Genomic DNA, 23,844 nt, shown 5'->3' on the forward strand with positions numbered 1-23,844 from the left:
CCGCACGGTGAGCGTGTTCGGCAGCGGCGGCCCGCATTCGTTAACGTGCACGGTGTGACTGCAGAATCCACCTCCCTCGCAAGCGGCGCCGTCGCCGCAGGTCTGGCCACCGTCGCCGCCGACGGCACCGTCCTCGACACCTGGTTCCCCGCCCCCGCACTGGCCGCCGAGCCGGGCCCGGCCGGCACCGTCCGCCTGACCGCCGAGCAGGCCGAGGCCGAGCTGGGCGCCGGCGCCGCCGAGGCGCTGCGCGCCGACGCCCGCCGCGGCGTCGAGGTGGTCGCCGTGCGCACCACCATCGCCTCGCTGGACGAGAAGCCGATCGACGCGCACGACGCCTACCTGCGGCTGCACCTGCTCAGCCACCGCCTGGTGAAGCCGCACGGCCAGAACCTGGACGGCGTCTTCGGCCTGCTCGCCAATGTCGCCTGGACCAGCATCGGCCCGGTGCCGGTGGACAAGGTCGAGCAGGCCCGCCTGGCCGTCCGCGCCCAGGGCGGCCAGCTCGCCGTGTACGGGATCGACAAGTTCCCGCGGATGACCGACTACGTCGCCCCGTCGGGCGTGCGAATCGCCCACGCGGACCGTGTCCGGCTCGGCGCCCACCTGGCGCCCGGGACCACCGTGATGCACGAGGGCTTCGTCAACTTCAACGCCGGCACGCTGGGCACCTCCATGGTCGAGGGCCGGATCAGCGCGGGCGTCGTGGTCGGCGACCACAGCGACATCGGCGGCGGCGCCTCGATCATGGGCACCCTCTCCGGCGGCGGCAAGCAGGTCGTGGCGGTCGGCGAGCGCTGCCTGCTCGGCGCCAACGCCGGCATCGGCATCTCACTCGGCAACGACTGCGTCGTCGAGGCCGGCCTGTACGTCACGGCCGGCACCCGGGTGACCACCCCGGACGGCGAGGTGGCCAAGGCCGTCGAGCTGTCCGGCCAGGACAACCTGCTCTTCCGCCGCAACTCCCAGACCGGCGCCGTCGAGGTCATCGCCCGCTCCGGTTCCTGGGGCGGTCTGAACGCCGAGCTGCACGCGCACAACTGATCCTGCCGGTAGTTCCGCGCAGGACGGGCCTCCGTACGGGAAGGCCCCACACGGGAAGGCCTCGGCGCCGTATCGGCGCCGAGGCCCTTTGCTGTTCGGTGTTCGTTGTTTGCTGTTCGCTCTTCGCTGTCCCGTTCCCGGGGGCCCACCCCCCTCCCCCTCCCACCCACCTCCCGGTATCTCGTGTCGTGCGGCCCCTGCTGTGTGGCCCCTGCTGTGTGGCCGCTGCCATGCGGCCCTTGCCGTGCGGCCACCGTGCGGGTGTGGGCGAGCGCTCGCCCTCACCCGCACCGCGGGCAGTCCGGTCCCGGATCGCCCCGCCTAGCCCAGGCCACTCGGCAGCGGCAAGCCCAGGTCACCCGGGAGGCTTACCTGCAACGGGAGTTGGACCGCATCGGGTGGTGGCAGGTGACCCGGTCGGAACCGGTTCGTTGGTTGCAGCGGCGGGGCTCCGCCGCGGCGGCGCGGTGCGTGCGCCGAGCCGCCGCCTGCCGCTTCGCACGCTTCACACCGCACTACCGATCCGAAGAGGTCCGCTCATGTCCGAACCCCGGTCCGAGGCATCCGCCCTGCCGTCGCAGCAGCAGTCGGCCACCGACCCGTCGACGGCACCGGCCACCCCGAAGAGCCTGTTGGAGCAGCTGCAGGAGCTGCTCGCCTCGGTCACCGCCGACCTCGCCGATCTGCAGTCGTCCGGCGCCCTGGCCGCCGACGGGCCGGTCGGCGGCCCGAGTGTGACCACGACCAGCGGCGCCTCCGCCGGTCTCTGAGGCGGCCTCGGCGGCGGGTCGGCCGCCGAGGTCCCCGCGGCCTCCCGGTCGCCGTCCTCCGCCGCCCGCCGCACCGCCGCCCCCAGCCGGCCGACCAGGTCCTTGCACTCGGCCGCCGCGTCGACGCCGTCGATGCACGTCCAGTACAGGCTCTCCGTCTCCGCGCCGCAGGCCAGCACCACCAGCGTCTCCCCCGCGTCCCGCAGCAGCCCGTCGAGCTCGGCCAGCATCGGCACGAGCGCCCCCAGCTCGGTGAGCCGCGCCGCCCGTCCACCCGCACCCAGGCCCGCCAGGGCCGGGGACTCCCCCACGGGCTGGTCCAGGCAGCCCGCCGCATGGGATCCCGCCTCGGCCAACTGCTGGCCCAGGCCGACCAGTTCGTCGTCGTCCGGCTCCTCCAGCTCGGCCAGCCGGGCCCCGACCGCCTCGGTGAGCAGCGCGGCCTGCCGCGCCTCCGCCAGCACATCCGCCACGTCCCTGGCCTCGGCCAGGGCGTGCCGGGCCGTCTTGATCAGTCGCAGCGCCTCCATCGGCCGCCACCCCTTTCCCGCTCGCTGTCGCCGTCGGACCACGGCCGCCGCGGGGGCGGTCAGATGGTCACGGCGACAGCGTGCGCCGAGGGGCGAGGCGGTGCAGCCCCCTTCCCGGAGCCTGTGGACAACCCGGGGGTTGTGGACAACTTCCGTCCCTCACAAGGGTTGGTCGTCCACGCCCGGGTTGACGTCGGGCTGCGGTGCGGGCTTCGCTCCGGGGGCGGGGAAGCGCAGTTCGTTCCGCTCGATCTTGGCGGCGAGGGCCTCCAGCGGGTCGACTCCCAGCACCGTGCAGAACTGCAGCAGGTAGGCGAGGACGTCGGCCACCTCGTCGCGGACCCGGTGGGCGCTCTCCTCGTCGGACATCACCGAGGCGGCCTGTTCGGGCGTCAGCCACTGGAAGATCTCCAGCAGCTCGCCGGCCTCCACCGACAGCGCCGCGGCGAGGTTCTTGGGCGTGTGGAAGGGCTCCCAGCTGCGCGCCGCGGCGAACTCCGCCAGCCGTCGGCGCAGGCTCTCCAGGGTCGGGTCGGCGGGCTCCGTCACTCGTTCGCTCACCCGTCCAGGTCTACCGCATCCGCCGGCGCGCCCGCCTCCCCCGCCGGCATCAGCGGCACCCCCGGCCCGGCCTCGCCGCCCGGTGCCCCTGCCCCCGCCCCCGCGGCCCCGGCCTCACCCGCCGCGCTCCGCGACGCCTGGGCCGGCACCCTGGCCGTCTCGGCGCGCAGCACGGTGTGACCGGAGCCCGGGTCGCGCCGGCACTCGACCAACGCGACGCCCGGCGGCAGCTCGCCCTCCCCCGCGCGCACGTCCCCGCAGAGCGCCTCCCGGACGGCGGCCGGCTCCTGCAGGGCGGCCAGCACCCGCAGCTGGTTGCGCGCGGTCATCTCGCGGGCGAGCCGTACGAGCGCGGCGGTCTGCTCGGCGCCGAGCCCGGCACCGAGGTCCTCGGCGAGCACGGTGAGCTGCCGGTGCGCCCAGGGCACCTCGGCGGCCGGGTCGAGGTCCAGCACCGCGGCGCCGGTGAGCAGCACCGCGGCGAAGGCGAGGAGGCGCAGCATGCCGTCGGAGGCCTGGTCGGCGCCGGTGCGGCCGAGCACGCCCTCGTCGAAGACGGCGCGGACGCGCTCGCCGGCCCCGGTGCCGCGGTGGGCGAGGTCGAGTCCGAGCAGGGGGTGCGGCGCGGCGGACTGGACGACCCGCAGCAGCTGTCCGTAGCGGCGCGCGCATTCGTTGCTCAGCCGGGCGATGACGGCGGAGATGTTGGCGGCGGTGCCGACCAGCCGGGCCTGCGGGTCGGGGCGGGCCCAGCCGCGCATGAGCGCCGGCACTGGGTGGACCGGGAAGACCTCGCGCAGGGCGGTGAGGACGTGTTCGGCGGCGGCCAGCACCTTGCGTTCGCCGGGGGAGGATCCGGCGACCCGCAGCGGGATCTGCGCGGTGACGAGGACGCCGTTGGGGAAGGGCGCGCGGATGTCGCCCTGCCGGGTGTCGTTGTGCCAGCTGACGTTCACGCGGTGGTTGCGGAGGTCCTGTTCGCCGGTCTCGACGAGGATCCGGCCGTCCAGGGTGAGCTGCTCGCGGGCGATCCGGACCGGGCCGTCGGTGCGGACGACGACCTCCAGCCGGACCGGTCCGTCTTCGGAGCGGACGGTGCAGCCGAGGATGATCGCGTTGCGGCCGTGCGGGACGCAGCCGGCCAGGCCGCCGCGGACGGGTGTGGCGAGCGGCCCGGCCCGCCCGGGCAGGCCGTCGAGGGAGTCGGCGATCTCTTCGCCGAGGGCCAGGCGGGAGAGGACGGCGAGCGCGTCGAGGGCGTTGGACTTGCCGACGCCGGACGGGCCGTGCAGCACGGTGAGCGGTGCGAGCGGCAGGGCGGCGCGCCGGTAGGACTTGAACGAGGTGAGCCGGAGCTCCTCGACGGTGGGGCGCTGCACGGGTGGCCGACCGGCGTCCGCGGTCCGCTGGAGGGGGTGGGCCGGCACGGCGGGCCGGGTGGCGTCGCGGTTCACCCGTCGGACGTTAGCCGCCGCCGGGTCGGCAGAAACGTGCCTGCCCGGCAGATTCATCCCAACGGGGTGGGCGCGGTCGCAGGCCGCCCGGGCGGCCTCCCGAACGGCTCGCCGAGGGCCCGGAGCGCGTTCAGCGGAGGTAGGCGGCGACCGTCACGGAGGCGGTGACCTCGACCGGGTCGGGCAGCGCGGCGAGCCGGGCGGCCAGCCGCTCCGGGTCGGTGTGCCAGGCGCTCGGCCCCATGCCGACCACGGTGCGGACGTCGGCGGCGGAGAGCCGCAGCGTGAACTCGACCTCCTGCCGCCCGGCCGGGGCGAGGTGGGGGCCGAGCTTCTCGTCGATCCGGCGCTGCTTCTCCTCGTCGACCGAGAGCAGGCCGAGCGCGGTGACGAGTTCGCGCAGGTGGCGCGGGGTCGGGGAGACCAGCAGCAGGGTGCCGCCGGGGCGCAGCACGCGGCGGATCTCGGGGCCGTTGCGGGGGGCGAAGACGTTGAGCACGAGGCCGGCGGAGGCGTCCCGCAGCGGCAGCGGACGCCAGGCGTCGCAGACCACGGCGCCGATCCGGGGGTGGGCCTTGGCGGCGCGGCGCAGCGCGTACTTGGAGATGTCGAGGGCGGCGCCGGGCCGGTCGGGCAGGGTGTCGAGGACGTGGGCGAGGTAGTGGCCGGTGCCGGCGCCGAGATCGGCGACCAGGCCTTCGGGGGCGGCCGCGACGGCTGCGGCGGTGAGGGCCTCGGCGATCGGCCGGTAGTGGCCGGCGTCGAGGAATCCGCTGCGGGCGGCGACCATGTCGGCGGTGTCACCGGTGCCGGTGTGCGCGTCGCCGGCGAGCAGGCTGACGTAGCCCTGCTTGGCGACGTCGAAGCTGTGCCCGGCGGGGCAGCGCAGGGTGCGCCCGTCGAGGGTGAGCGCCTGCGCGCAGTGCGGGCAGGCCAGGTAGCGCTCGATGTCCTGCAGCAACGTCCGTCTTCTCTCGCCGTCCGGTCGTGCGGTCCGACCGGAAAGAGCAAGACTAGCGACCGGCGGCGCGTGGCCGTGGCTCGCGCTGCCCGGGCAGGCGCGGCGCGGGCGGGGTGCCGCGGCGGGCGGTGCGCAGGGCGAGCGCGGCGAGCGCCTCGGGGGCGCCGGCCTGGCCGCGGATGCCGGGGAAGGCGTTGACGTCGACGATGACCGGTTCGGCGGGCCCGTCCAGCAGGTCGACGCCGTAGACGTCGAGGGCGAAGACCTCGCCGACCCGTAGGGCGAGCCGGGCCCGGTCGGGCGGCAGGTCCGCGGGCCCGAAGCCCCGCCCGCCGTCGACGACCGGTCCGGGCGGGCCCGACGAGCCGACCTGGCCGACCTGGCCGATCGCCTCGGCCTCGACCGGATCGGCGAGTTCGGAGCGGCGGCGGGCGCAGAAGACCTGCCCGTCGACGACCCAGAGCTTCTGGTCCCAGCCCGAGTTCGCCAGGAACGGCTGGGTGATCACGGGTTCGTCGGGCCACTCGACGGCGAGCGCCCGCAGAGCGGCCGCGTCGTCGACCCGGGCGACGAGGTCGTGGCGCCGGCTGTGGCGGCTCTTGACGACGATCGGCCCGTCGGGGTCGGGCAGTTCGGCGAGCGTGGCGGCGGTGCGGGTGGCCGCGAACGGCAGGCCGGCGCGCCTGGCCAGCTCGGCCATGGCGGTGCGGTCCTGGCAGAATGCCGTCGCCGCGGCGGAGTTGACGACCGGGGCGCCGCGCTCCTCCAGGTACCGGGCGAGCGCGAGGGCCCGCGGGGTGCGGGCCTTGAGCAGGTAGACGTCGGCGAGCGGGCCGCGGCCCAGGACCTCGGCGGGTGGGGCGTCGCCGGTGGTGGGGTCGAGCGCCTCGACCCGGTGGTCGGCGGCCAGCAGGGCCGCGGTGGCGGCCAGCAGCGGGTGGCCCGGGTCGGGGGTGAGCAGGCAGATCCTCATATCCCGCCGCCCACGCCGCCGTTGACCAGCCCGGCCCCACCGCTGACCAGCCCGGCCCCGCCGAGCCCGCCGCCGACCAGCCCCGGACCGCCGACCAGGTCCGGCTCGCCCACCAACCCCGCCGCGCCGAAGCCGCCGACGCCCACCGCGGCGCCGCTCGGCGCGGGCAGCAGCACCGAGTCCGCCACCGCCGCGGCCGGCTCGGACAGCAGCGCGGGCGCCGGGGCGGAGACCGCCGTGCCCGTGCGGGCCAGCCGCAGCACGGCCCGGGCCACCCGGGCCACCGCGTCCGGCACCTGTCGGAAGCTGGGGAAGTCGTTGATGTCGACGACGACCGGCCCGTCCGGGCCGAGCAGCACGTCCACCCCGTAGAGGTCGAGGCCGAAGACCTCGCCGACCTGCGCGGCGATCCGCGCGATGTCGGCGCCGAGCGGCACCTGGCGCTCGCGCACGCCCTGGCCGGGGTGGAGCGGGGAGCAGCGCTCGGTGGCGTAGAACTCGCCGTCGACGCAGTAGACCTTGAGGTCGGTGCCGGAGTTGGGCACGTAGGGCTGGGCGATCAGCAGGCCCTCGCCGGCGAGCTGCGGGCCGAGCGCGGCCAGGTGGTCGGGGGTGGGGACGAGCCGCACGGCCCGGCCCGAGCTGCCGTCGGCGGGCTTGACCACCAGCGGGTACTCGGCGGCGGGGATCTCCGCGAGCCGCTCCCAGCGGGCGGCGGCGTAGGTGACGGGGACGGGCAGGCCGCGGGTGCGCGCGATCACGGCGGCGAGCGCCTTGTCGCGGACGCCACGGATGGAACGGACGTCGTTGACGGTGGTGAGGCCGACAGAGGCGGCCGCCTCCAGGAGGGTGAGCCCCGGGCCGCCGGAGACGGTCTTGAGCACCCAGGCGTCGTGGCTGCCCGCCCGGACCGCCTCGGAGATCGCCATCAGCGAGTCGCCGGGGCGCAGCACGTCGACCCGGTGCCCCCATGCCGTGAGTTGGCGCACGACGTCGAGCGGCATGCCGTCGTGCCGGTAGTGTTCCTCGACCAGAAAGCAGAGCCTCATGAGCCTGTCCTCCCCCTCGCCTCAGCCGGCACGGGCGTCCGCCGTTCCCGTCCGGCAGAGCTGTAAAGGCCCCAGGATGCCACGGGGTCTGCACGCAAGATCGCCCGGCCTGTAAGCGTTCGGCAACAATCGGTCCGAATTGCACCCGGGATCCACGGCCGCCCGCCGCGGCCTGCGTCACCCGGGCCGCTCGTACCCCCACCACTTCCGCCGCACGCAGGCAGCGCCCTCCGGCAGCACCGGGCCCGCCGGCCTCCGCCGCCCCGTCGACAACGGCCGTGACAGCCCCGGCAAGGACCCCGGCAACGGCCGCGACGAGGGCCGCACCGACGGGCGCGACACGGTCAAACAGGTGGCAGGAACGCGACACCCCCTGCCAGGATGCACGGCGTGACCTCCAATGATCTTGATCCCACCGCGACGGCCGGTTCCGCCGACGACGCCGCCCCCGGAGTCGACCCGGCCTTCCGCCACCTCCTCGACGACATCGAGCGGTACTACGACTCCGTTCCGCGCTCCGCCGCCCGGGTCGAGGACTTCGGCCCGCTGAGCCTGTTCGTCAACGAGGGCCGGGGCTGGCCGTACTACGCCCGCCCGGCGCTCGGCCACACCGGCCCGGCCGCCACCGCCGAGGACGTCCGCCGGGTGCTGGCCCGCCAGCGCGAGCTGGGCATCCCGGAGGCCTTCGAGTGGGTGGCCGAGCACAACCCCGAGCTGCGCGCGGCGATCGAGGAGGCCGGACTGGCGGTCCACGAGCACCCGCTGCTGGTGCTCGGGCCCGACGACGAGCCCGTGCTCCCGGCCGGCGCGCCGGGTGCGGGCACGCCGAGCGGGGGCGCGGCGGTCCGGATCATGGCCGCCGACGACCCCGACCTGGCGAGCGCGGTGGCCGTCCCGCACCTGGCCTTCGGCGAGCCCGGCACCGCCCGGGGCACCGCCGGGCCGGAGGAGCTCGCCGCTGCCGCCGCGAAGTCGGCGGCGGACGGCACGGTCGAGCGGATCGCCGGGCGGATCACCGCCGGGCGGACGGTGCTCGCCGCGGCCGTCCGGGAGGGCGTGGCGCTCTGCGCGGGCCAGCACAACCCGGTGGGCACGGTCACCGAGGTGGCCGGCGTCGGCACCCTGCCGGCGGCCCGCCGACAGGGCCTGGCCCTCGCGGTCACCGCGGCCCTGGTCGCACACGCCCGCGCCAACGGCGTGCAGACGGTGTTCCTGTCCGCCGCCGACGAGGACGTCGCCCGGATCTACCGGCGGGCGGGCTTCCGCCCGTTCGCGACGGCGCTGATCGCCGAGCCCGCGACCGAGCCGGCGGCCGGGGCCTGACCGGCTCGGCGGGTCGGCCCGGGCCGGCCGGTCCATCCGGCCCGCCCGGCCCTGCCGGCCGGCCCGCCCGGTCCGCCCGCCGAACCGGCCCTGGCCGCCGGCCCGGCGGCCGCTCAGTCCGAGTCCTCGTCGTCCTCGCCGCTGACGCCCTCCCCCTCGGCCTCGTCCACCACCCACGCGGCCAGCCGCTCGGCCACGCCGGACACGCCGAGCCGGCCCTCGCGGATGGCCCGGGCGAGGCTGCGCACCTCACGTGCGGTGGTCGCGACCGTGCAGCCGCTGGCCACCAGGTAGGCGTACGCGACGGCGGTGGCGAACAACTCGTTGGTCTTCTCCAGGGCCGGCACCCGGATCAGCTGGTGCATCAGGGCGGCGGCGCGGTCCTGCGGTTCGGGATAGACGGCGATGTCGAAGATCTCCGCCTGGTGGCGGGCGACCGCCGCGAGCAGCGATCCGTAGTCGGTGACCTGCGGGTCACCGGGCGTGTACTGCTCGGCGGTCATGAGCAGCCACGAGAGGTCGACCTCCAGGTTCAACGGCGCACGTCCTGGAGGTCGGCCGCGCCCCGCTCGCCGAACTCGGCCAGGAAGGCCGTCTCGTACTCCTTCATGAACTGCGCCGCGGCGTCCACGAACGCCCGACCCGCCTCGCCCATGTCCTGCTGGACCAGGCGCTCGATGTACTGGTTCATGCTGATCCCCTGCTGCTCCGCCCGCTCCCGGGCCATCTCCGCGGTGGTGGCGTCCACCCGGACGTTCAGCTGCTTCTTACCCATGAATTCGACGCTAGCGCTGAAGTGCTAGCACAACAAGGGCGCGCGCACGTTCGCTTCGCTCCCCCGGCCGCGCCGCAGCGGGGATCCGGACTTGAAGAGTTCTTCACCTTCGGAGACTCTGAACTGCCCCGAGCATTCCCTGGAGCGACACCGACCTGTGCGGAGGCCGGCAGATGACAGCCATGTTCGACCAGGAGCTGCGCGAGCAGCTCGCCCGGGCCCGGAAGGAACTCGCGGCCGCCCGGGCCGAGGGGGACGCCGACGGCGTCCAGGCCTACGAGGGCCGGATCGCCGGACTGATCAGGCTCGCCGCCCAGCACGGCATCACCCTGCCGCACAGCGCGGACGAGGAGGAGCAGAACCTGCACTGAACGGCACGGCGTCCCCGAAGCCCCGAAGCCCGAGCCCCCGAGCCTCAACGAACCCGCCCCGCCCGGAGCCTCAGCGGACCAGCGCCGCCGGCTCCTCCCGAACCGCCGTCCAGTGGTCGCGGTGGGCCGCGTACCACGCCACCGTCTCGCGCAGGCCCTCCTCCAGCGACCGCCGCGGCGCCCAGCCCAGTTCCCGGCGGATCTTCGAGTCGTCCACCGCGTACCGCAGGTCGTGGCCCTTGCGGTCCGCCACCCGCTCCACCAGGTCCCAGTCGCGCCCGCACAGGTCCAGCAGGCGGCCGGTCATCTCCCGGTTGGTCAGGTGGGTGCCGCCGCCGACGTTGTAGATCTCGCCGGGCCGGCCGTGGTCGAGCACCAGCCGGACGGCCCGGCAGTGGTCGTCCACGTGCAGCCACTCGCGGACGTTGGAGCCGTCCCCGTACAGCGGCACCGGCAGCCCGTCGAGCAGACGGGTCGTGAAGAGCGGTATCAGCTTCTCGGGGTGCTGGCCGGGGCCGTAGTTGTTGGCGCAGCGGGTGATCCGCACGTCCAGCCCGTGGGTGCGCGCGTACGCGCGGGCGATCAGGTCCGCCGACGCCTTGGAGGCCGCGTACGGGGAGTTCGGGAGCAGCGGCTCCTCCTCCGTCCAGCTCCCCCGCTCGATCGACCCGTACACCTCGTCCGTGGAGACCAGGACGAAGACGCCGACGCCGTGCCGCAGGGCCGCCTCCAGCAGCGCCTGGGTGCCGAGCACATTGGTGCGGACGAAGGTCTCGGCGCCCGCGACCGAGCGGTCCACGTGCGACTCGGCCGCGAAGTGCACCACGGCGTCGTGGCCGGGGAAGACCTCCTCCAGCAGGGCGGTGTCGCAGACGTCGCCGTGCACGAAGTCCAGCCGGGGGTGGTGCCGGGGCAGGTTGTTGAGCGTTCCGGCGTAGGTCAGCCGGTCCAGCACGGTCACCCGGTCGTCCTCGTGACCGGGGTATCCGCCGCCGAGCAGCGTCCGCACGAAGTGCGAGCCGATGAACCCGGCCGCGCCGGTCACCAGGATGTTCACGCCTGTCTCTCCTCCTGCCGTCTCCCCCTTGGCCGCCCCGGTCAGCGAGCCGGACGAGGCCCCTCCCGGACCGGGTCTCCCCGCCCGGAAGGGGCCTCGGACACGCGCGCACCGCGCACAGCCGTGCGCGGTGCGCGCCCAAGCGGTACGCGGACTACTCCACCGGCTCCAGGATCGCCACGCACTCGAAGTGGTGCGTCATCGGGAACAGGTCGAACGCGCGCAGCGAGACCGGCCGGTAGCCGCCCTCGCGGAAGAACGCGAGGTCCCGGGCGAGCGCGGCCGGGTCGCAGGCGACGTAGGCGATCCGGCGGGCCGAGAGGCCGACCAGGTGCTCCACGGTCTCCCGCCCGGCGCCCGCGCGCGGCGGGTCCAGGACGATCAGGTCGGTGGCGGTGATGCCGGTGCGCGGCAGCAGCGTCTCCACCCGGTCGCACTCGATCCGGACGTTGTCCAGCGCGGCCAGGTTGTGCCGGGCGTCGATCACGGCCTGCTTGGCGGACTCGATGCCGAGCACCGCGCCGTCGTCGCCGACCCGGTCGGCCAGCGCGCCGGCGAACAGGCCGACGCCGCAGTACAGGTCGAGCGCGTTCTCGCCCCACTGCGGGTCCAGGCCGTCCAGGACGGCGTCGACGAGGGTGTCCGGGGCCTCGGGGTGGATCTGCCAGAAGCCGCCGTTGCTGATCCGCCAGGTCCGGCCGGCGGCGCGCTCGCGCACGAAGGAGCGGCCGTGCACCCGGTGGACGTTGCCCTGGTCGTCGACCCGGGTGATGGACACCGGCTTGTCCAGCTCGACCAGCGGCAGCTGGGCGCCGGGCGCCGGGGTGAGCACCACCTGGCGGTCCGAGGAGCCGGAGGCGGCGATCACCTCGACCGAGACGACGCCCGGCCAGTCGCGCCCCTCGATGCCCAGCTCGGTGACGCCCTCGGCGGCGATCAGGCAGCGGTCGATCGGCTGGATCTCGTGCGAGCGGTGCTTGCGCAGCCCCACCTTCCCGGTCTCCGGGTCGACCGCGTACTGGACCCGGGTGCGCCAGGCCGGCACCTGCCCGGCCGGGAGCTTGCCGCCGACCGGCTCGATGCTGCCGTCCCAGCTGGCCTCGGCCGGGGTGAGGCCGGCCAGCTTGGCCAGCTGCTCGGTGAGCACCTGCACCTTGAGCTTGCGCTGCCCGCCCGGGGAGACGTGCTGCCAGTCGCAGCCGCCGCACTTGCCCGGCCCCGAGAACGGGCAGGGCGGGGTGATGCGGTCCTTGGCCGGCTCCAGGATCTCCACCGCGTCGGCGCGCAGGAAGCGCGACTTGGTGGTGCCCTCGGTGACCAGGGCGACGACGCGCTCGCCGGGCAGCGCGTGCCGGACGAACAGCACCCGGCCCTCGTGCCGGGCCACGCAGTGCCCGCCGCCGTGCGCGACCGGGCCGACCTCGACCTCGTACCGCTCACCGACCAGCGGGTCGCCGCCGGGCCCCTTGGGGGCGGCCTCGGTGCGCGGCGCGCGGGCGGTGCGGAGCACCTTCGGCGGGCGGACGGCCTGCTTGCGCGGACGGTCCCCGCCCTTCGCGCCACCGCCCTTCGCGGCGCCACCGGTCTTCCCGGCGCCACCCTTCCCGGCTCCGGTCTTCGCGGCGCCACCCTTCCCGGTGCCGCCCTTCGCACCGCCCTGCTCGGACCGCTCGGCCCGCTCGCCGCGGTCAGCGGCCGGCTGCTCCGGGGCGCGCTCCCCCGGCGCGAGCGGCGCGGTCTGCGCGGTGAAGCCTTCACGGTCGGTCGCGGCCGGGCGCACCGGCTTGCCCCAGCGCGGCCGGGCGACCTGGCCCGGCTTGGCGGCACCGCCCTTCCCGGCGCCCTTGCGGGCACCCTTGCCGGACGAGCCGGACGAGCCGTGGGAGCGGGGCGGGGTGTTGCGGGTCACTTGGCGGAGTCCTTGCTGCTGCCGGCGGAGTCGCCGGGCGTGGTCGAGACATTCGACTTTACGGCCTTCGGCGCCAGGGGCTCACCCCGACGGACGGCGCCCGGCGCCGACCAGGCCTTCTGCGGCTTGCGCCGCTCCGAGGACTCCAGCTGCCACGGCACCGAGGTGACCATCACACCGGGCTTGAACAGCAGGCGCCCCTTGAGCCGCAGCGCGCTCTGGTTGTGCAGCAGGTGCTCGTACCAGTGGCCGACCACGTACTCCGGGATGTAGACCGAGACCACGTCGCGCGGGCTGCTGCGGCGCAGGTTCTTCACGTAGTCCAGGACCGGCCCGGTGATCTCGCGGAACGGCGAGTCCAGGACCTTCAGCGGCACCTCGATGCCGCGCTCGTCCCACTCCCGGCGCAGCGCCGCGGTGTCCGCCGGGTCCACGTTGACGGTGACCGCCTCCAGCGTGTGGGCGCGCGCCAGCTTCGCGTACGCCAGGGCCCGCAGGGCCGGCTTGTGCAGCTTGGAGACCAGCACGATGGCGTGCACCCGGGTGGGCAGCACCACGTCGTCCGGCTCCTCGGCGGCGACCAGCTCGTGGGAGACCCGGTCGTAGTGCCGGCGGATCGCCTTCATCATCACGAACAGCACGACCATCGCGGCGATCGCGATCCAGGCGTGGCTGATCTTGGTCGCGAGGACGACGATCAGCACGGCCATGGTCATCACCAGACCGAAGGTGTTGATCGCCCGGCTGCGCTGCATGTGGCGGCGCTTGGCCGGGTCGGTCTCGGTGCGCAGCTCCCTGGTCCAGTGCCGGATCATGCCGGACTGGCTCATGTTGAACGACACGAAGACGCCGACGATGTAGAGCTGGATCAGCCGGGTCGGGTCGGCGTCGAAGGCGATGATGAACAGGATCGCGGCCAGCGCCAGCAGGATGATGCCGTTGGAGAAGGCCAGCCGGTCGCCGCGGGTGTGCAGCTGGCGCGGCAGGTAGCGGTCCTGCGCCAGGATCGAGCCGAGCACCGGGAAGCCGTTGAAGGCGGTGTTGGCAGCCAGCACCAGGATCAGGCCGGTCACGGCGGCGACGAAGTAGAAGCCGGGCGTGAAGTTCGAGAACACGGCCTCGCTGATCTGGGCGAGCGCGGTCTTCTGGTGGTAATCGCTGCCCGCGCCGATCAGCTGCTCGGCGGGCTCCTCGGCCATCTGCACGCCGGTGAGGCGGGCCAGCCAGATGATGCCCATGAACATCACGACGGCGATGGACGCCATCATCAGCAGCGTGGTGGCGGCGTTCTTGCTCTTCGGCTTGCGGAAGGCGGGCACGCCGTTGGAGATCGCCTCGACGCCGGTCAGCGCGGCACAGCCCGAGGAGAACGCCTTGAGCAGCAGGAACACCATCGCGAAGCCGGCCAGCGAGTCGTTCCCGGCGGTGGCCTCCAGGTGGAAGCCGGCGCTCTCGGCGGGCATGTCCTGCCCGAGGCCGAAGTGGCGGACGAAGCCGTACACGACCATGCCGATCACGCCGACCATGAAGGCGTACGTCGGGACGGCGAAGGCGCTTCCGGACTCGCGGACGCCGCGCAGGTTCATGCCCATCAGCACGATGACCACGACCACCGAGAGGGTCAGCTCGTGGCCGCGCAGCGAGGGCACCGCGGAGACCACGTTGGCGACGCCGGAGGTGGTGGAGACCGCCACGGTGAGGATGTAGTCCACCATCAGCGCGCTCGCGACCACCAGCCCGGAGTTGGGGCCGTGGTTCACGGTGGCGACCTCGTAGTCGCCGCCGCCGCTCGGGTACGCGTGCACGTTCTGCCGGTACGAGGCCACCACCGCGAGCATCACGATGGCGACGACGACGCCGATCTGCCACGAGAAGTGGATCGCCGAGGCACCCGCCACGGAGAGGGTCAGCAGGATCTCCTCGGGCGCGTACGCGACCGAGGAGAGTGCGTCCGAGGCGAAGACGGGCAGCGCGATCCGCTTGGGGAGCAGGGTCTCCCCGAGTTTGTCGCTGCGCAGCGCGCGCCCGATCAGGATGCGTTTCGGAAGGTCAGTCGGCATAGGCACGGTAAGGAATCGTAGGGGCTGTTCGCCCCGGGTTCCGACTTGCGGCCCCCCCTTCGTCGCGACTGTGTTCGGTGGACCGGCTAGCGTGTCGGATACGAGCACGCGGGCAACACTCCAGTTGTCGTGTCGGGCCCCCACCAGGACGCTCGCCCCGGACAGCCGGGCGGGAAAGGAAGATGAACGGTGTTTGCGCAGGTCAAGAACCCAACGGGACGGGTGAGGTAGCGCCGGTGCACATCGTCATCATGGGCTGCGGCCGCGTGGGCTCCGCCCTCGCGAGAGCGCTGGAGAAACAGGGCCACTCGGTGGCAGTGGTCGACCAGGATCCGACGTCGTTCCGTCGGCTGGGTGCCGGATTCAACGGCCGCCGGGTGACCGGTGTCGGCTTCGACCAGGACACCCTGAAGGAGGCGGGCATCGAGGAGGCCGGCGCGTTCGCGGCCGTCTCCAGCGGTGACAACTCCAACATCATCGCGGCCCGGGTCGCCCGGGAGAACTTCGGCGTGGAGAACGTCGCGGCCCGCATCTACGACCCGCGGCGCGCCGAGGTCTACCAGCGCCTGGGCATCCCGACGGTCGCCACCGTCCGCTGGACGGCCGACCAGATGCTGCGCCGGCTGCTGCCGAGCGGCGCCGAGCCGCTCTGGCAGGACCCGAGCGGCGCCGTCCAGCTCGCCGAGGTCGCCTACGACCCGCTCTGGGTAGGCCGCCGGCTGAGCGAGCTGGAGGAGGCCTCCGGCGCCCGAGTGTCGTTCGTCACCCGGCTGGGCGAGGGCGTGCTGCCCACCCCGACCATGGTGGTCCAGGAGGGCGACCTCATCCACGTGATGCTGCGCCGCGCCGACCTGTCGGCCGTCGAGGCCGCGTTCGCGCAGGCGCCGGAGAGGGAGGGCCACTGATGCGCGTCGCCATTGCCGGGGCCGGTGCCGTCGGCCGCTCGATCGCGGGCGAGCTGCTGGAGAACGGCCACGAGGTCCTGCTGATCGACAAGAACCCGAACTCCATCTCGGTGGAGCGGGTGCCCATGGCGGAGTGGCTGCTGGCGGACGCCTGCGAGATCACCTCGCTGGACGAGGCCGCCCTGCAGCGCTGCCACGTGGTGATCGCCGCGACCGGTGACGACAAGGTCAACCTGGTCGTCTCGCTGCTCGCGAAGACCGAGTACGGCGTGCCGCGGGTGGTCGCCCGGGTCAACAACCCGAAGAACGAGTGGCTCTTCAACGAGTCCTGGGGCGTCGACGTCGCCGTCTCCACCCCGCGCCTGATGTCCGCCCTGGTCGAGGAGGCGGTCAGCGTCGGCGACCTGGTCCGGCTGATGCGCTTCAGCCAGGGCAACGCCAACCTGGTCGAGCTCACCCTGGCCGCCGACACCGAGCTGGTCGGCACCCGGGTCGGCGACGTGCCGTGGCCGGTGGACACCTCGCTGGTGACCATCATCCGCGAGGGCCGGGTGCTCACCCCCGGCAAGGACGACACCCTGGAGGGCGGCGACGAGCTGCTCTTCGTGGCCGCGCAGGAGCGCGAGGAGGAGCTGGAGAACCTGCTCTCCACCTCCGAGGGCGCCCAGTAGCCGGGAAGGCCCGGTAGCCGCCGCAACGGGGGAGGGCCCGCACTCGACGAGTGCGGGCCCTCCCCGTTGCTCCCGTGGCTCTGCGCCGGGCCGTCGCGGCTCAGGACCGGTCGGCGCCGGCGGGCTGCTCCTCGGGCTCCTCGTCCAGCTGCGCCTTGATCGGCGGCGGCGCCTTCAGCAGGATCTGCCAGGTGACGTACATCGCCAGCAGCATCGGCGGGATGCCCAGGGCGACCTTGAGCCAGCCGAGCAGGTTGACGTTGTGGGTGAAGTACAGCGGGAACAGGATCACCGGCTTGATGCCCATGATCACCACCCAGGCCCAGGTGGCCTTGACGTAGGCGGCCAGCCGGCCCGGGTTCTGCCGGCGCCAGGTGAACATCTCCCCGGTGACCGGGCCGAGCATCACACCGATCAGCGGCCAGCGGACCAGCGCCGAGACGGCGAAGGCGATGCAGTACCCGACGTTCCAGAGCAGGCCGGGCAGGTAGAAGTCCTCCGCCTTGCCGGTCTTCATCGCGATCCAGGCGCCGATGGCCACCCCGAAGACGCCGCTGAAGGCGTGCTGGACGGTCTCCCGCTTGGCCAGGCGCGCCACCACGAACAGGCCGCTCAGCCCGAGGGCCGCCCAGGCCGCCGCGGACACCTGGTGGGTGATGTTGTACGTCACGATGAAGACCAGGCCGGGCAGGGTCATGTCGACCATGCCGCGGACGCCGCCGAAGGCCTGCATCACGGTGTCGGCCGCCTCCTTGGAGGCCGCCGCCTGCCTCGCCGCCTCGGCCGCGGCGTCGTCCTCCGGGCCGACCCGGACCGCGCCGAGCTGGGTGGCGGGCTCGCCGCCGGGCTGATTGCTCACGCTCATTCGCTCCCGTGTCCGACCGGACGCAGCTCGTAGCGGGGGTTGAACAGCACGCGGCGCCCGCGTGCGTGACTGATCCGGCCGCTGGCGACCAGCCGGCGGCCGGGCTCTATACCCGCGATGGAGCGGCGGCCGAGCCAGACCACGTCCAGCGCCTCGGTGCCGTCGAAGAGTTCCGCCTCCAGCGCGGGCACCCCGGCCCGCGGTCGAAGGGTCACGGTGCGCAGGGTGCCGGCGACGGTGACCAGTTGCCGGTCCCCGCAGCTGGCGATCGGAGTGCAGCCCGTCTCCGCCGCGGTCTCCTGGCGCAGTTCCTCCGCCTCCAGCTCTTCCGCGGAGGAGGTCAGCCGACTGAGCAGGCGGCGGAAACGCCCCTGCGGCTGGCCGCTGCTGTTGTCACCACTCATGCGGGAAGGGTACCGGTTTCGGGGCTCCCGACGGCAGGCCGCGAGGTCGAACGGGGGCCGGACGGGGCCGCAGGAGCGGCGAACGGGTGCCCGCCCGGCCGTCCCGCTCAGCTCTCGAAGCGGTAGCCCATGCCCGGCTCGGTGATGAAGTGGCGCGGGTGCGAGGGGTCGCGCTCCAGCTTGCGGCGCAGTTGGGCCAGGTAGACCCGCAGGTAGTTGGTCTCGGTGCGGTAGGCGGGGCCCCAGACCTCCTGGAGCAGCTGGGTCTGGCTGACCAGCCGGCCGGCGTTGCGGACAAGCACCTCCAGCAGGTGCCACTCGGTCGGGGTGAGGCGGATGTCGGCGCCGTCCCGGTTGACCTTCTTCGCCGCCAGGTCGACGGTGAAGCTGTCGGTGACGACCAGCGAGTCGTCCTCCCCGGCGACCGGCTCGGCGCGGCGGACGGCCGCGCGCATCCGGGCGAGCAGCTCGTCCATGCCGAACGGCTTGGTCACGTAGTCGTCGGCGCCCGCGTCGAGCGCCTCCACCTTCTCGTCGGAGGCGTGCCGGGCGGAGAGCACGATGATCGGGACCCTGGTCCAGCCGCGCAGCCCCTTGATCACCTCGACGCCGTCCATGTCGGGCAGGCCGAGGTCGAGGACGACCACGTCCGGGTGGCGGGCGGCGGCCAGCTCCAGCGCGCTCGCGCCGTCGTGGGCCGCGTCCACCTCGTACTTGCGGGCCTTGAGGTTGATCACCAGTGCGCGGACGATCTGCGGTTCGTCGTCCACGACGAGGACCCGGGTCATGCGGGCTCCGCCTTTCACAGCTGTCGGAAGATCGGTGGTCATGCGGGGGACGGCCGTCCGGCCGGCTCGGCCCGTTCGGCCGGCTCGGCCCGTTCGGCCGGCTCGGCCCGTTCGGCGGGTGAGTCGGGCGCGGCGGCCACCGGCTCGGGCGGGCGGTCGACGGCGGGCAGGGTGACCACCATGGTGAGGCCGCCGCCCGGGGTGTCCTCGGCGCTCACGGTGCCGTCCATCGCCTCGACGAAGCCGCGTGCCACGGCGAGTCCCAGCCCCACCCCGGCGCCCCGCGGCGCGTCCCCGTAGCGCTGGAACGGCGCGAAGATCCGCTCCTTGGCCTCCTCGGGCACACCCGGGCCCCGGTCGACGATCCGCAGCTCGACCCGGGCGGGGCCGTCCGCCGGCACCAGCGCGTCGGCCTTGACCAGCACCTTCGCCCCGGGCGGGCTGTACTTGACGGCGTTCTCGACCAGGTTGGCCAGGGAGCGCTCCAGCAGCCCGGCGTCGACCCGGACCATCGGCAGCGTCTCCGGGACGTCGGTGCGGACGGCCTCCGGCGGGACGCCGCCGAGGGCCGGCGGCACCACCTCGTCCAGGTCGGTCTCCTGGATCAGCGGGGTGACGGTGCCGGTCTGCAGGCGGCTCATGTCCAGCAGGTTGTTGATCAGGTGGTCTAGCCGGTCGGCGCCGGCCTCGATGCCGGCCAGCAGTTCGGCCTCGTCCGCCTCGTCCCACTCGACGTCGGCCGAGCGCAGCGAGCTGACCGAGGCCTTGATGCCGGCCAGCGGCGTGCGCAGGTCGTGCGAGACGGCGGCCAGCAGCGCGGTGCGGATCCGGTTGCCCTCGGCCTCGCGGCGGGCGGCGGCGGCCTCCTCGGTCAGCCGGCGGTGCTCCAGCAGGACGGCCGCCTGGCTGGCGAAGGCGCCCAGCAGCCGGCGGTCCTCGGCCGGCAGCACCCGCCCCCGCAGGGCCAGGGCGAGGGAGTCGCCGACCGGCACGTCCACGTCGGCGGCCTCGGGCCGCTCCGGCGGGTGCGGGCCGGCCGCGGCCACCCGCTGCCACGGGCCCAGCGGGTCCGGCCGCTCCAGCAGCGCCGCGGAATCCTGCTGGAAGGTCTCCCGGACCTGTTCCAGCAGGGCCGTCAGCACCCCTTCCCCGCTCTGCGCGCCGCGCAGCACGGTGCCGGCGAGCACGCCGAGGGTCTGCGCCTCGGTCTGGCTGCGGGCCGCCTGGTGGGTGCGCCGGGCCGCCAGGTCCACCACCGAGGCGACCGCGATGCCGACGGCGGTGAATATCGCCACCGCCATGATGTTCTGCGGCTCGTCGATGCTGAAGGTGTGGATCGGCGGTGCGAAGTAGTAGTTCAGCGCCGAGGAGCCGACCAGCGCGGAGGCGATCGCCGGGAAGAGCCCGCCGACCAGCGCCGCACAGACCGTCAGCGACAGGAACAGCAGCATGTCGGTGGTCAGGCCCAGGCCCTCGACGTGGGTGAGCAGCAGTGCCAGCAGCGGCGGCCCGGCGACGCCGATCGCCCAGCCGGCCACCGTCCGCGTCCGGCCGAGGTCGGTCACCCGGCGGATCGGTACCCGGCCCAGGCCCTTGGCGGCCTGCTCGTGGGTGACGATGTGCACGTCGATGTCGCCGGAGTCGCGGGTCACCGTGGTGCCCACGCCCGGGCCGTAGATGTACTGCCAGGCCGGCCGGCGGCTGGTCCCGAGCACGATCTGGGTGGCGTTGACGCCCCGGGCGAAGTCCAGCAGCCCGGCGGCGGGGTCGTCGCCGAGGACGGCGTGGAAGCTGCCGCCCAGGTTCTCGACCAGGGCGCGCTGCTCGATCAGCGCCCGGGAGGAGCCCGAGCCGGAGCCGGCCAGGCCGTCGGAGCGGGAGATGTGGACGGCCAGCAGCTCGCCGCCGGAGCCGCGGGCCGCGATCCGGGCCGCGCGGCGGATCAGGGTCGCGCCCTCGGGCCCGCCGGTCAGGCCGACCACGATCCGCTCCCGGGCCTGCCAGGTGCCCTTGATGCCCTGCTCGGCCCGGTACTTCTGCAGGTACTCGTCGACCCGGTCGGCCGTCCAGAGCAGGGCGAGTTCGCGCAGCGCGGTGAGGTTGCCCGGGCGGAAGTAGTTGGCGAGGGCGGCGTCGATCTTCTCCGGCGCGTAGACGTTGCCGTGGGCGAGCCGCCGCCGCAGCGCCTGCGGGGACATGTCGACCAACTCGATCTGGTCGGCCCGGCGGACCACCTCGTCCGGCACGGTTTCCCGCTGCCGGACACCGGTGATGCCCTCGACGACGTCGCCGAGCGACTCCAGGTGCTGGATGTTCACGGTCGAGATGACGTCGATCCCGGCCGCCAGCAGCTCCTCGACGTCCTGCCAGCGCTTGGCGCTGCGGCAGTCGGGCACGTTGGTGTGGGCGAGCTCGTCCACCAGCGCCACCTGCGGCCGGCGAGCAAGTACGGCGTCCAGATCCATCTCGGTGAACACGGCGCCCCGGTGCGTCAGCTCGCGGCGCGGCACGACCTCCAGGCCCGCCACCAGCTCCGCCGTGTGCCGACGCCCGTGGTCCTCCACGAACGCCACCACGACGTCGGTGCCGCGCTGCAGCCGCCGGTGGGCCTCGGCGAGCATGGCGTACGTCTTGCCGACCCCGGGAGCCGCCCCGAGGTAGATCCGCAGCCTGCCGCGTCCCATGAGCACCATTCTTGATCGGACCCGTCCGGGGTACCACCCCGGACACCTGTTCCCCTCACCTTGGAGACTACGGCGTAACGGGTGATTCTCCAGCGATCCGGGCGCTGATCAGGCAGTTTTAGCGCCATATTGACGGTGGAGGGCCCGCTCGGGGCGCTCGGGCAACGGTCGCGCGGTGGCAGGCCGTCGGGATGGTGCGGGATTGTGCGGGGAATTTGCCGGGAAACGCGAAGAACCCCCATCCGGGACCCGGATGGGGGTTCTTCAGAAGAATTGTTCGGCGGCGTCCTACTCTCCCACAGGGTCCCCCCTGCAGTACCATCGGCGCTGTGAGGCTTAGCTTCCGGGTTCGGAATGTAACCGGGCGTTTCCCTCACGCTATGACCACCGAAACACTATGAAACTATCTGCCGCCCACCCGCAGAGCGGTGGGGGTCGTTGTTTCAGAACAACACAGTGGACGCGAGCAACTGAGGACAAGCCCTCGGCCTATTAGTACCGGTCAACTCCACCCCTCACAGGGCTTCCATATCCGGCCTATCAACCCAGTCGTCTACTGGGAGCCTTACCCTCTCAAGGAGGTGGGAGTGCTCATCTCGAAGCAGGCTTCCCGCTTAGATGCTTTCAGCGGTTATCCCTCCCGAACGTAGCCAACCAGCCATGCCCTTGGCAGAACAACTGGCACACCAGAGGTTCGTCCGTCCCGGTCCTCTCGTACTAGGGACAGCCCTTCTCAACACTCCTACGCGCACAGCGGATAGGGACCGAACTGTCTCACGACGTTCTAAACCCAGCTCGCGTACCGCTTTAATGGGCGAACAGCCCAACCCTTGGGACCTACTCCAGCCCCAGGATGCGACGAGCCGACATCGAGGTGCCAAACCATCCCGTCGATATGGACTCTTGGGGAAGATCAGCCTGTTATCCCCGGGGTACCTTTTATCCGTTGAGCGACGGCGCTTCCACAAGCCACCGCCGGATCACTAGTCCCTACTTTCGTACCTGCTCGACCCGTCAGTCTCACAGTCAAGCTCCCTTGTGCACTTACACTCAACACCTGATTGCCAACCAGGCTGAGGGAACCTTTGGGCGCCTCCGTTACCCTTTAGGAGGCAACCGCCCCAGTTAAACTACCCACCAGACACTGTCCCTGATCCGGATCACGGACCCAGGTTAGACATCCAGCACGACCAGAGTGGTATTTCAACGACGACTCCACAACAACTGGCGTTGCTGCTTCAAAGTCTCCCACCTATCCTACACAAGCCGAACCGAACACCAATATCAAGCTATAGTAAAGGTCCCGGGGTCTTTCCGTCCTGCTGCGCGAAACGAGCATCTTTACTCGTAATGCAATTTCACCGGGCCTATGGTTGAGACAGTCGAGAAGTCGTTACGCCATTCGTGCAGGTCGGAACTTACCCGACAAGGAATTTCGCTACCTTAGGATGGTTATAGTTACCACCGCCGTTTACTGGCGCTTAAGTTCTCAGCTTCGCCCCACCGAAATGGAGCTAACCGGTCCCCTTAACGTTCCAGCACCGGGCAGGCGTCAGTCCGTATACATCGCCTTACGGCTTCGCACGGACCTGTGTTTTTAGTAAACAGTCGCTTCTCGCTGGTCTCTGCGGCCACCCCCAGCTCGGAGTGCAAGACTCGTCACCAGGAATGGCCCCCCTTCTCCCGAAGTTACGGGGGCATTTTGCCGAGTTCCTTAACCATAGTTCACCCGAACGCCTCGGTATTCTCTACCTGACCACCTGAGTCGGTTTGGGGTACGGGCCGCCATGAAACTCGCTAGAGGCTTTTCTCGACAGCATAGGATCATCCACTTCACCACAATCGGCTCGGCATCAGGTCTCAGGCTACGTGTTGTGCGGATTTGCCTACACAACGCCCTACACCCTTACCCCGGGACAACCACCGCCCGGGCTGGACTACCTTCCTGCGTCACCCCATCGCTCACCTACTACAGGCTTGGTTCAGCGGCTCCACCACGTCCCATCGTCCGAAGACTCCGGGCCGGCTTCACGGCTTTAGCATCACCTGGTTCAGCGTTGGCGCTTCAAAGCGGGTACGGGAATATCAACCCGTTGTCCATCGACTACGCCTGTCGGCCTCGCCTTAGGTCCCGACTTACCCTGGGCAGATCAGCTTGACCCAGGAACCCTTGGTCAATCGGCGCAAGAGTTTCCCACTCTTGTATCGCTACTCATGCCTGCATTCTCACTCGTATACCGTCCACGACTGGTTTCCACCGCCGCTTCACCCGGCACACGACGCTCCCCTACCCATCCACACAGCCGTTGGGCCTATTATGTGAATGACACGACTTCGGTGGTGTGCTTGAGCCCCGCTACATTGTCGGCGCGGAATCACTTGACCAGTGAGCTATTACGCACTCTTTCAAGGGTGGCTGCTTCTAAGCCAACCTCCTGGTTGTCTCTGCGACTCCACATCCTTTCCCACTTAGCACACGCTTAGGGACCTTAGTCGGTGTTCTGGGCTGTTTCCCTCTCGACCATGGAGCTTATCCCCCACAGTCTCACTGCCACGCTCTCACTTACCGGCATTCGGAGTTTGGCTAAGGTCAGTAACCCGGTGAGGCCCATCGCCTATCCAGTGCTCTACCTCCGGCAAGAAACACGTGACGCTGCACCTAAATGCATTTCGGGGAGAACCAGCTATCA

Annotated in this window: 20 protein-coding genes and 2 rRNA genes (1 of these 22 running past the window's edge); 5 read left to right on the forward strand and 17 right to left on the reverse strand. The window is 72.3% G+C overall.

All coding sequences use genetic code 11. The features are described 5' to 3' along the window. Positions 1–54 precede the first annotated feature (54 nt). Positions 55–1,044, forward strand: a complete 990-nt coding sequence (dapD, locus tag RMN57_RS14255; RefSeq protein ID WP_313763782.1) for a 2,3,4,5-tetrahydropyridine-2,6-dicarboxylate N-succinyltransferase — start codon at positions 55–57, stop codon at positions 1,042–1,044. A gap of 505 nt (positions 1,045–1,549) precedes the next feature. Here the strand turns inward: dapD and RMN57_RS14260 are convergent. The 6 genes from RMN57_RS14260 to RMN57_RS14285 form a co-directional block, all read right to left on the reverse strand. Next, positions 1,550–2,344 carry a DUF6099 family protein gene (locus RMN57_RS14260; RefSeq protein WP_313763783.1) on the reverse strand — a complete coding sequence of 265 codons (795 nt, stop codon included), beginning with the start codon at positions 2,342–2,344 and terminating at the stop codon, positions 1,550–1,552. A 159-nt stretch (positions 2,345–2,503) separates the two neighbouring features. After that, entirely contained in the window at positions 2,504–2,905 is a 402-nt protein-coding gene (locus RMN57_RS14265) for a nucleotide pyrophosphohydrolase (RefSeq protein WP_313763784.1), read from the reverse strand. Then, positions 2,902–4,359 carry an ATP-binding protein gene (locus RMN57_RS14270; RefSeq protein ID WP_313763785.1) on the reverse strand — a complete coding sequence of 486 codons (1,458 nt, stop codon included), beginning with the start codon at positions 4,357–4,359 and terminating at the stop codon, positions 2,902–2,904. Before RMN57_RS14270 ends, RMN57_RS14265 begins: the two co-directional genes overlap by 4 nt. A 130-nt stretch (positions 4,360–4,489) precedes the next feature. Further along, a complete protein-coding gene (locus tag RMN57_RS14275) occupies positions 4,490–5,320 on the reverse strand; it encodes a putative RNA methyltransferase (protein WP_313763786.1) in 831 nt (276 codons plus the stop codon). A 52-nt stretch (positions 5,321–5,372) separates the two neighbouring features. Beyond that, complete coding sequence (locus RMN57_RS14280) at positions 5,373–6,293, reverse strand: alpha-L-glutamate ligase (protein ID WP_313763787.1); 921 nt, start codon at positions 6,291–6,293, stop codon at positions 5,373–5,375. Further along, entirely contained in the window at positions 6,290–7,342 is a 1,053-nt protein-coding gene (locus tag RMN57_RS14285; RefSeq protein WP_313763788.1) for a hypothetical protein, read from the reverse strand. Before RMN57_RS14285 ends, RMN57_RS14280 begins: the two co-directional genes overlap by 4 nt. A 486-nt stretch (positions 7,343–7,828) precedes the next feature. On the opposite strand from RMN57_RS14285, the gene RMN57_RS14290 reads away from it, so the two are divergent. Continuing rightward, positions 7,829–8,665 (forward strand): GNAT family N-acetyltransferase, encoded by an 837-nt coding sequence (locus RMN57_RS14290; RefSeq protein WP_313767819.1) that lies wholly within the window; start codon positions 7,829–7,831, stop codon positions 8,663–8,665. A gap of 113 nt (positions 8,666–8,778) precedes the next feature. Here RMN57_RS14290 and RMN57_RS14295 read toward each other — a convergent pair whose 3' ends face one another. Continuing rightward, complete coding sequence (locus tag RMN57_RS14295) at positions 8,779–9,201, reverse strand: fic family toxin-antitoxin system, toxin component (protein WP_313763789.1); 423 nt, start codon at positions 9,199–9,201, stop codon at positions 8,779–8,781. After that, positions 9,198–9,440, reverse strand: coding sequence for a toxin-antitoxin system HicB family antitoxin (locus RMN57_RS14300; protein WP_313763790.1), 243 nt, complete (start codon positions 9,438–9,440; stop codon positions 9,198–9,200). Before RMN57_RS14300 ends, RMN57_RS14295 begins: the two co-directional genes overlap by 4 nt. Before the next feature lie 173 nt (positions 9,441–9,613). Here RMN57_RS14300 and RMN57_RS14305 point away from each other — a divergent pair, with 173 nt between their 5' ends. Continuing rightward, complete coding sequence (locus tag RMN57_RS14305) at positions 9,614–9,811, forward strand: hypothetical protein (RefSeq protein WP_313763791.1); 198 nt, start codon at positions 9,614–9,616, stop codon at positions 9,809–9,811. 70 nt (positions 9,812–9,881) lie between these two features. On the opposite strand, the gene rfbB is transcribed toward RMN57_RS14305, so the two are convergent. The 3 genes from rfbB to RMN57_RS14320 form a co-directional block, all read right to left on the reverse strand. Continuing rightward, the gene (gene rfbB, locus RMN57_RS14310; RefSeq protein ID WP_313763792.1) at positions 9,882–10,868 is read right to left on the reverse strand and encodes a dTDP-glucose 4,6-dehydratase; all 987 of its coding nucleotides are present in this window, start codon (positions 10,866–10,868) and stop codon (positions 9,882–9,884) included. 154 nt (positions 10,869–11,022) lie between these two features. Then, positions 11,023–12,315, reverse strand: coding sequence for a class I SAM-dependent RNA methyltransferase (locus RMN57_RS14315; protein WP_313767820.1), 1,293 nt, complete (start codon positions 12,313–12,315; stop codon positions 11,023–11,025). A gap of 458 nt (positions 12,316–12,773) precedes the next feature. Continuing rightward, entirely contained in the window at positions 12,774–14,837 is a 2,064-nt protein-coding gene (locus RMN57_RS14320; RefSeq protein WP_380233943.1) for an APC family permease, read from the reverse strand. 236 nt (positions 14,838–15,073) lie between these two features. Here RMN57_RS14320 and RMN57_RS14325 point away from each other — a divergent pair, with 236 nt between their 5' ends. Together RMN57_RS14325 and RMN57_RS14330 are read left to right on the forward strand one after the other, a co-directional pair. Then, positions 15,074–15,742 (forward strand): TrkA family potassium uptake protein, encoded by a 669-nt coding sequence (locus tag RMN57_RS14325; RefSeq protein ID WP_313763794.1) that lies wholly within the window; start codon positions 15,074–15,076, stop codon positions 15,740–15,742. Next, positions 15,742–16,413, forward strand: a complete 672-nt coding sequence (locus RMN57_RS14330; protein ID WP_313763795.1) for a TrkA family potassium uptake protein — start codon at positions 15,742–15,744, stop codon at positions 16,411–16,413. Before RMN57_RS14325 ends, RMN57_RS14330 begins: the two co-directional genes overlap by 1 nt. 100 nt (positions 16,414–16,513) lie before the next feature. On the opposite strand, the gene RMN57_RS14335 is transcribed toward RMN57_RS14330, so the two are convergent. The 6 genes from RMN57_RS14335 to RMN57_RS14360 all read right to left on the reverse strand — a co-directional run. Continuing rightward, the gene (locus RMN57_RS14335; RefSeq protein ID WP_380233936.1) at positions 16,514–17,278 is read right to left on the reverse strand and encodes a DUF3159 domain-containing protein; all 765 of its coding nucleotides are present in this window, start codon (positions 17,276–17,278) and stop codon (positions 16,514–16,516) included. Beyond that, positions 17,275–17,682, reverse strand: a complete 408-nt coding sequence (locus RMN57_RS14340; protein ID WP_313763797.1) for an OB-fold nucleic acid binding domain-containing protein — start codon at positions 17,680–17,682, stop codon at positions 17,275–17,277. Before RMN57_RS14340 ends, RMN57_RS14335 begins: the two co-directional genes overlap by 4 nt. A 107-nt stretch (positions 17,683–17,789) precedes the next feature. Then, complete coding sequence (locus RMN57_RS14345; RefSeq protein ID WP_313763798.1) at positions 17,790–18,470, reverse strand: response regulator; 681 nt, start codon at positions 18,468–18,470, stop codon at positions 17,790–17,792. A 38-nt stretch (positions 18,471–18,508) separates the two neighbouring features. Continuing rightward, positions 18,509–21,154, reverse strand: a complete 2,646-nt coding sequence (locus tag RMN57_RS14350) for a sensor histidine kinase KdpD (RefSeq protein WP_313763799.1) — start codon at positions 21,152–21,154, stop codon at positions 18,509–18,511. A 275-nt stretch (positions 21,155–21,429) separates the two neighbouring features. Then, positions 21,430–21,546 (reverse strand): 5S ribosomal RNA (gene rrf / locus RMN57_RS14355). A gap of 80 nt (positions 21,547–21,626) precedes the next feature. Further along, positions 21,627–23,844, reverse strand: a 23S ribosomal RNA gene (locus tag RMN57_RS14360) (it continues 901 nt past the right edge of the window).

This window comes from Kitasatospora sp. CM 4170, from assembly GCF_032110285.1.
Lineage (GTDB): Bacteria > Actinomycetota > Actinomycetes > Streptomycetales > Streptomycetaceae > Kitasatospora > Kitasatospora aburaviensis.

Coding starts and splice junctions, on each gene's coding strand:
- RMN57_RS14260 (WP_313763783.1), bottom strand. CDS start 2,344: ATGGAGGCGCTGCGACTGATCAAGACGGCCCGGCACGCCCTGGCCGAG.
- RMN57_RS14280 (WP_313763787.1), bottom strand. CDS start 6,293: ATGAGGATCTGCCTGCTCACCCCCGACCCGGGCCACCCGCTGCTGGCC.
- RMN57_RS14285 (WP_313763788.1), bottom strand. CDS start 7,342: ATGAGGCTCTGCTTTCTGGTCGAGGAACACTACCGGCACGACGGCATG.
- RMN57_RS14300 (WP_313763790.1), bottom strand. CDS start 9,440: ATGGGTAAGAAGCAGCTGAACGTCCGGGTGGACGCCACCACCGCGGAG.
- RMN57_RS14305 (WP_313763791.1), top strand. CDS start 9,614: ATGACAGCCATGTTCGACCAGGAGCTGCGCGAGCAGCTCGCCCGGGCC.
- RMN57_RS14320 (WP_380233943.1), bottom strand. CDS start 14,837: ATGCCGACTGACCTTCCGAAACGCATCCTGATCGGGCGCGCGCTGCGC.
- RMN57_RS14330 (WP_313763795.1), top strand. CDS start 15,742: ATGCGCGTCGCCATTGCCGGGGCCGGTGCCGTCGGCCGCTCGATCGCG.
- RMN57_RS14335 (WP_380233936.1), bottom strand. CDS start 17,278: ATGAGCGTGAGCAATCAGCCCGGCGGCGAGCCCGCCACCCAGCTCGGC.
- RMN57_RS14340 (WP_313763797.1), bottom strand. CDS start 17,682: ATGAGTGGTGACAACAGCAGCGGCCAGCCGCAGGGGCGTTTCCGCCGC.
- RMN57_RS14345 (WP_313763798.1), bottom strand. CDS start 18,470: ATGACCCGGGTCCTCGTCGTGGACGACGAACCGCAGATCGTCCGCGCA.
- RMN57_RS14350 (WP_313763799.1), bottom strand. CDS start 21,154: ATGGGACGCGGCAGGCTGCGGATCTACCTCGGGGCGGCTCCCGGGGTC.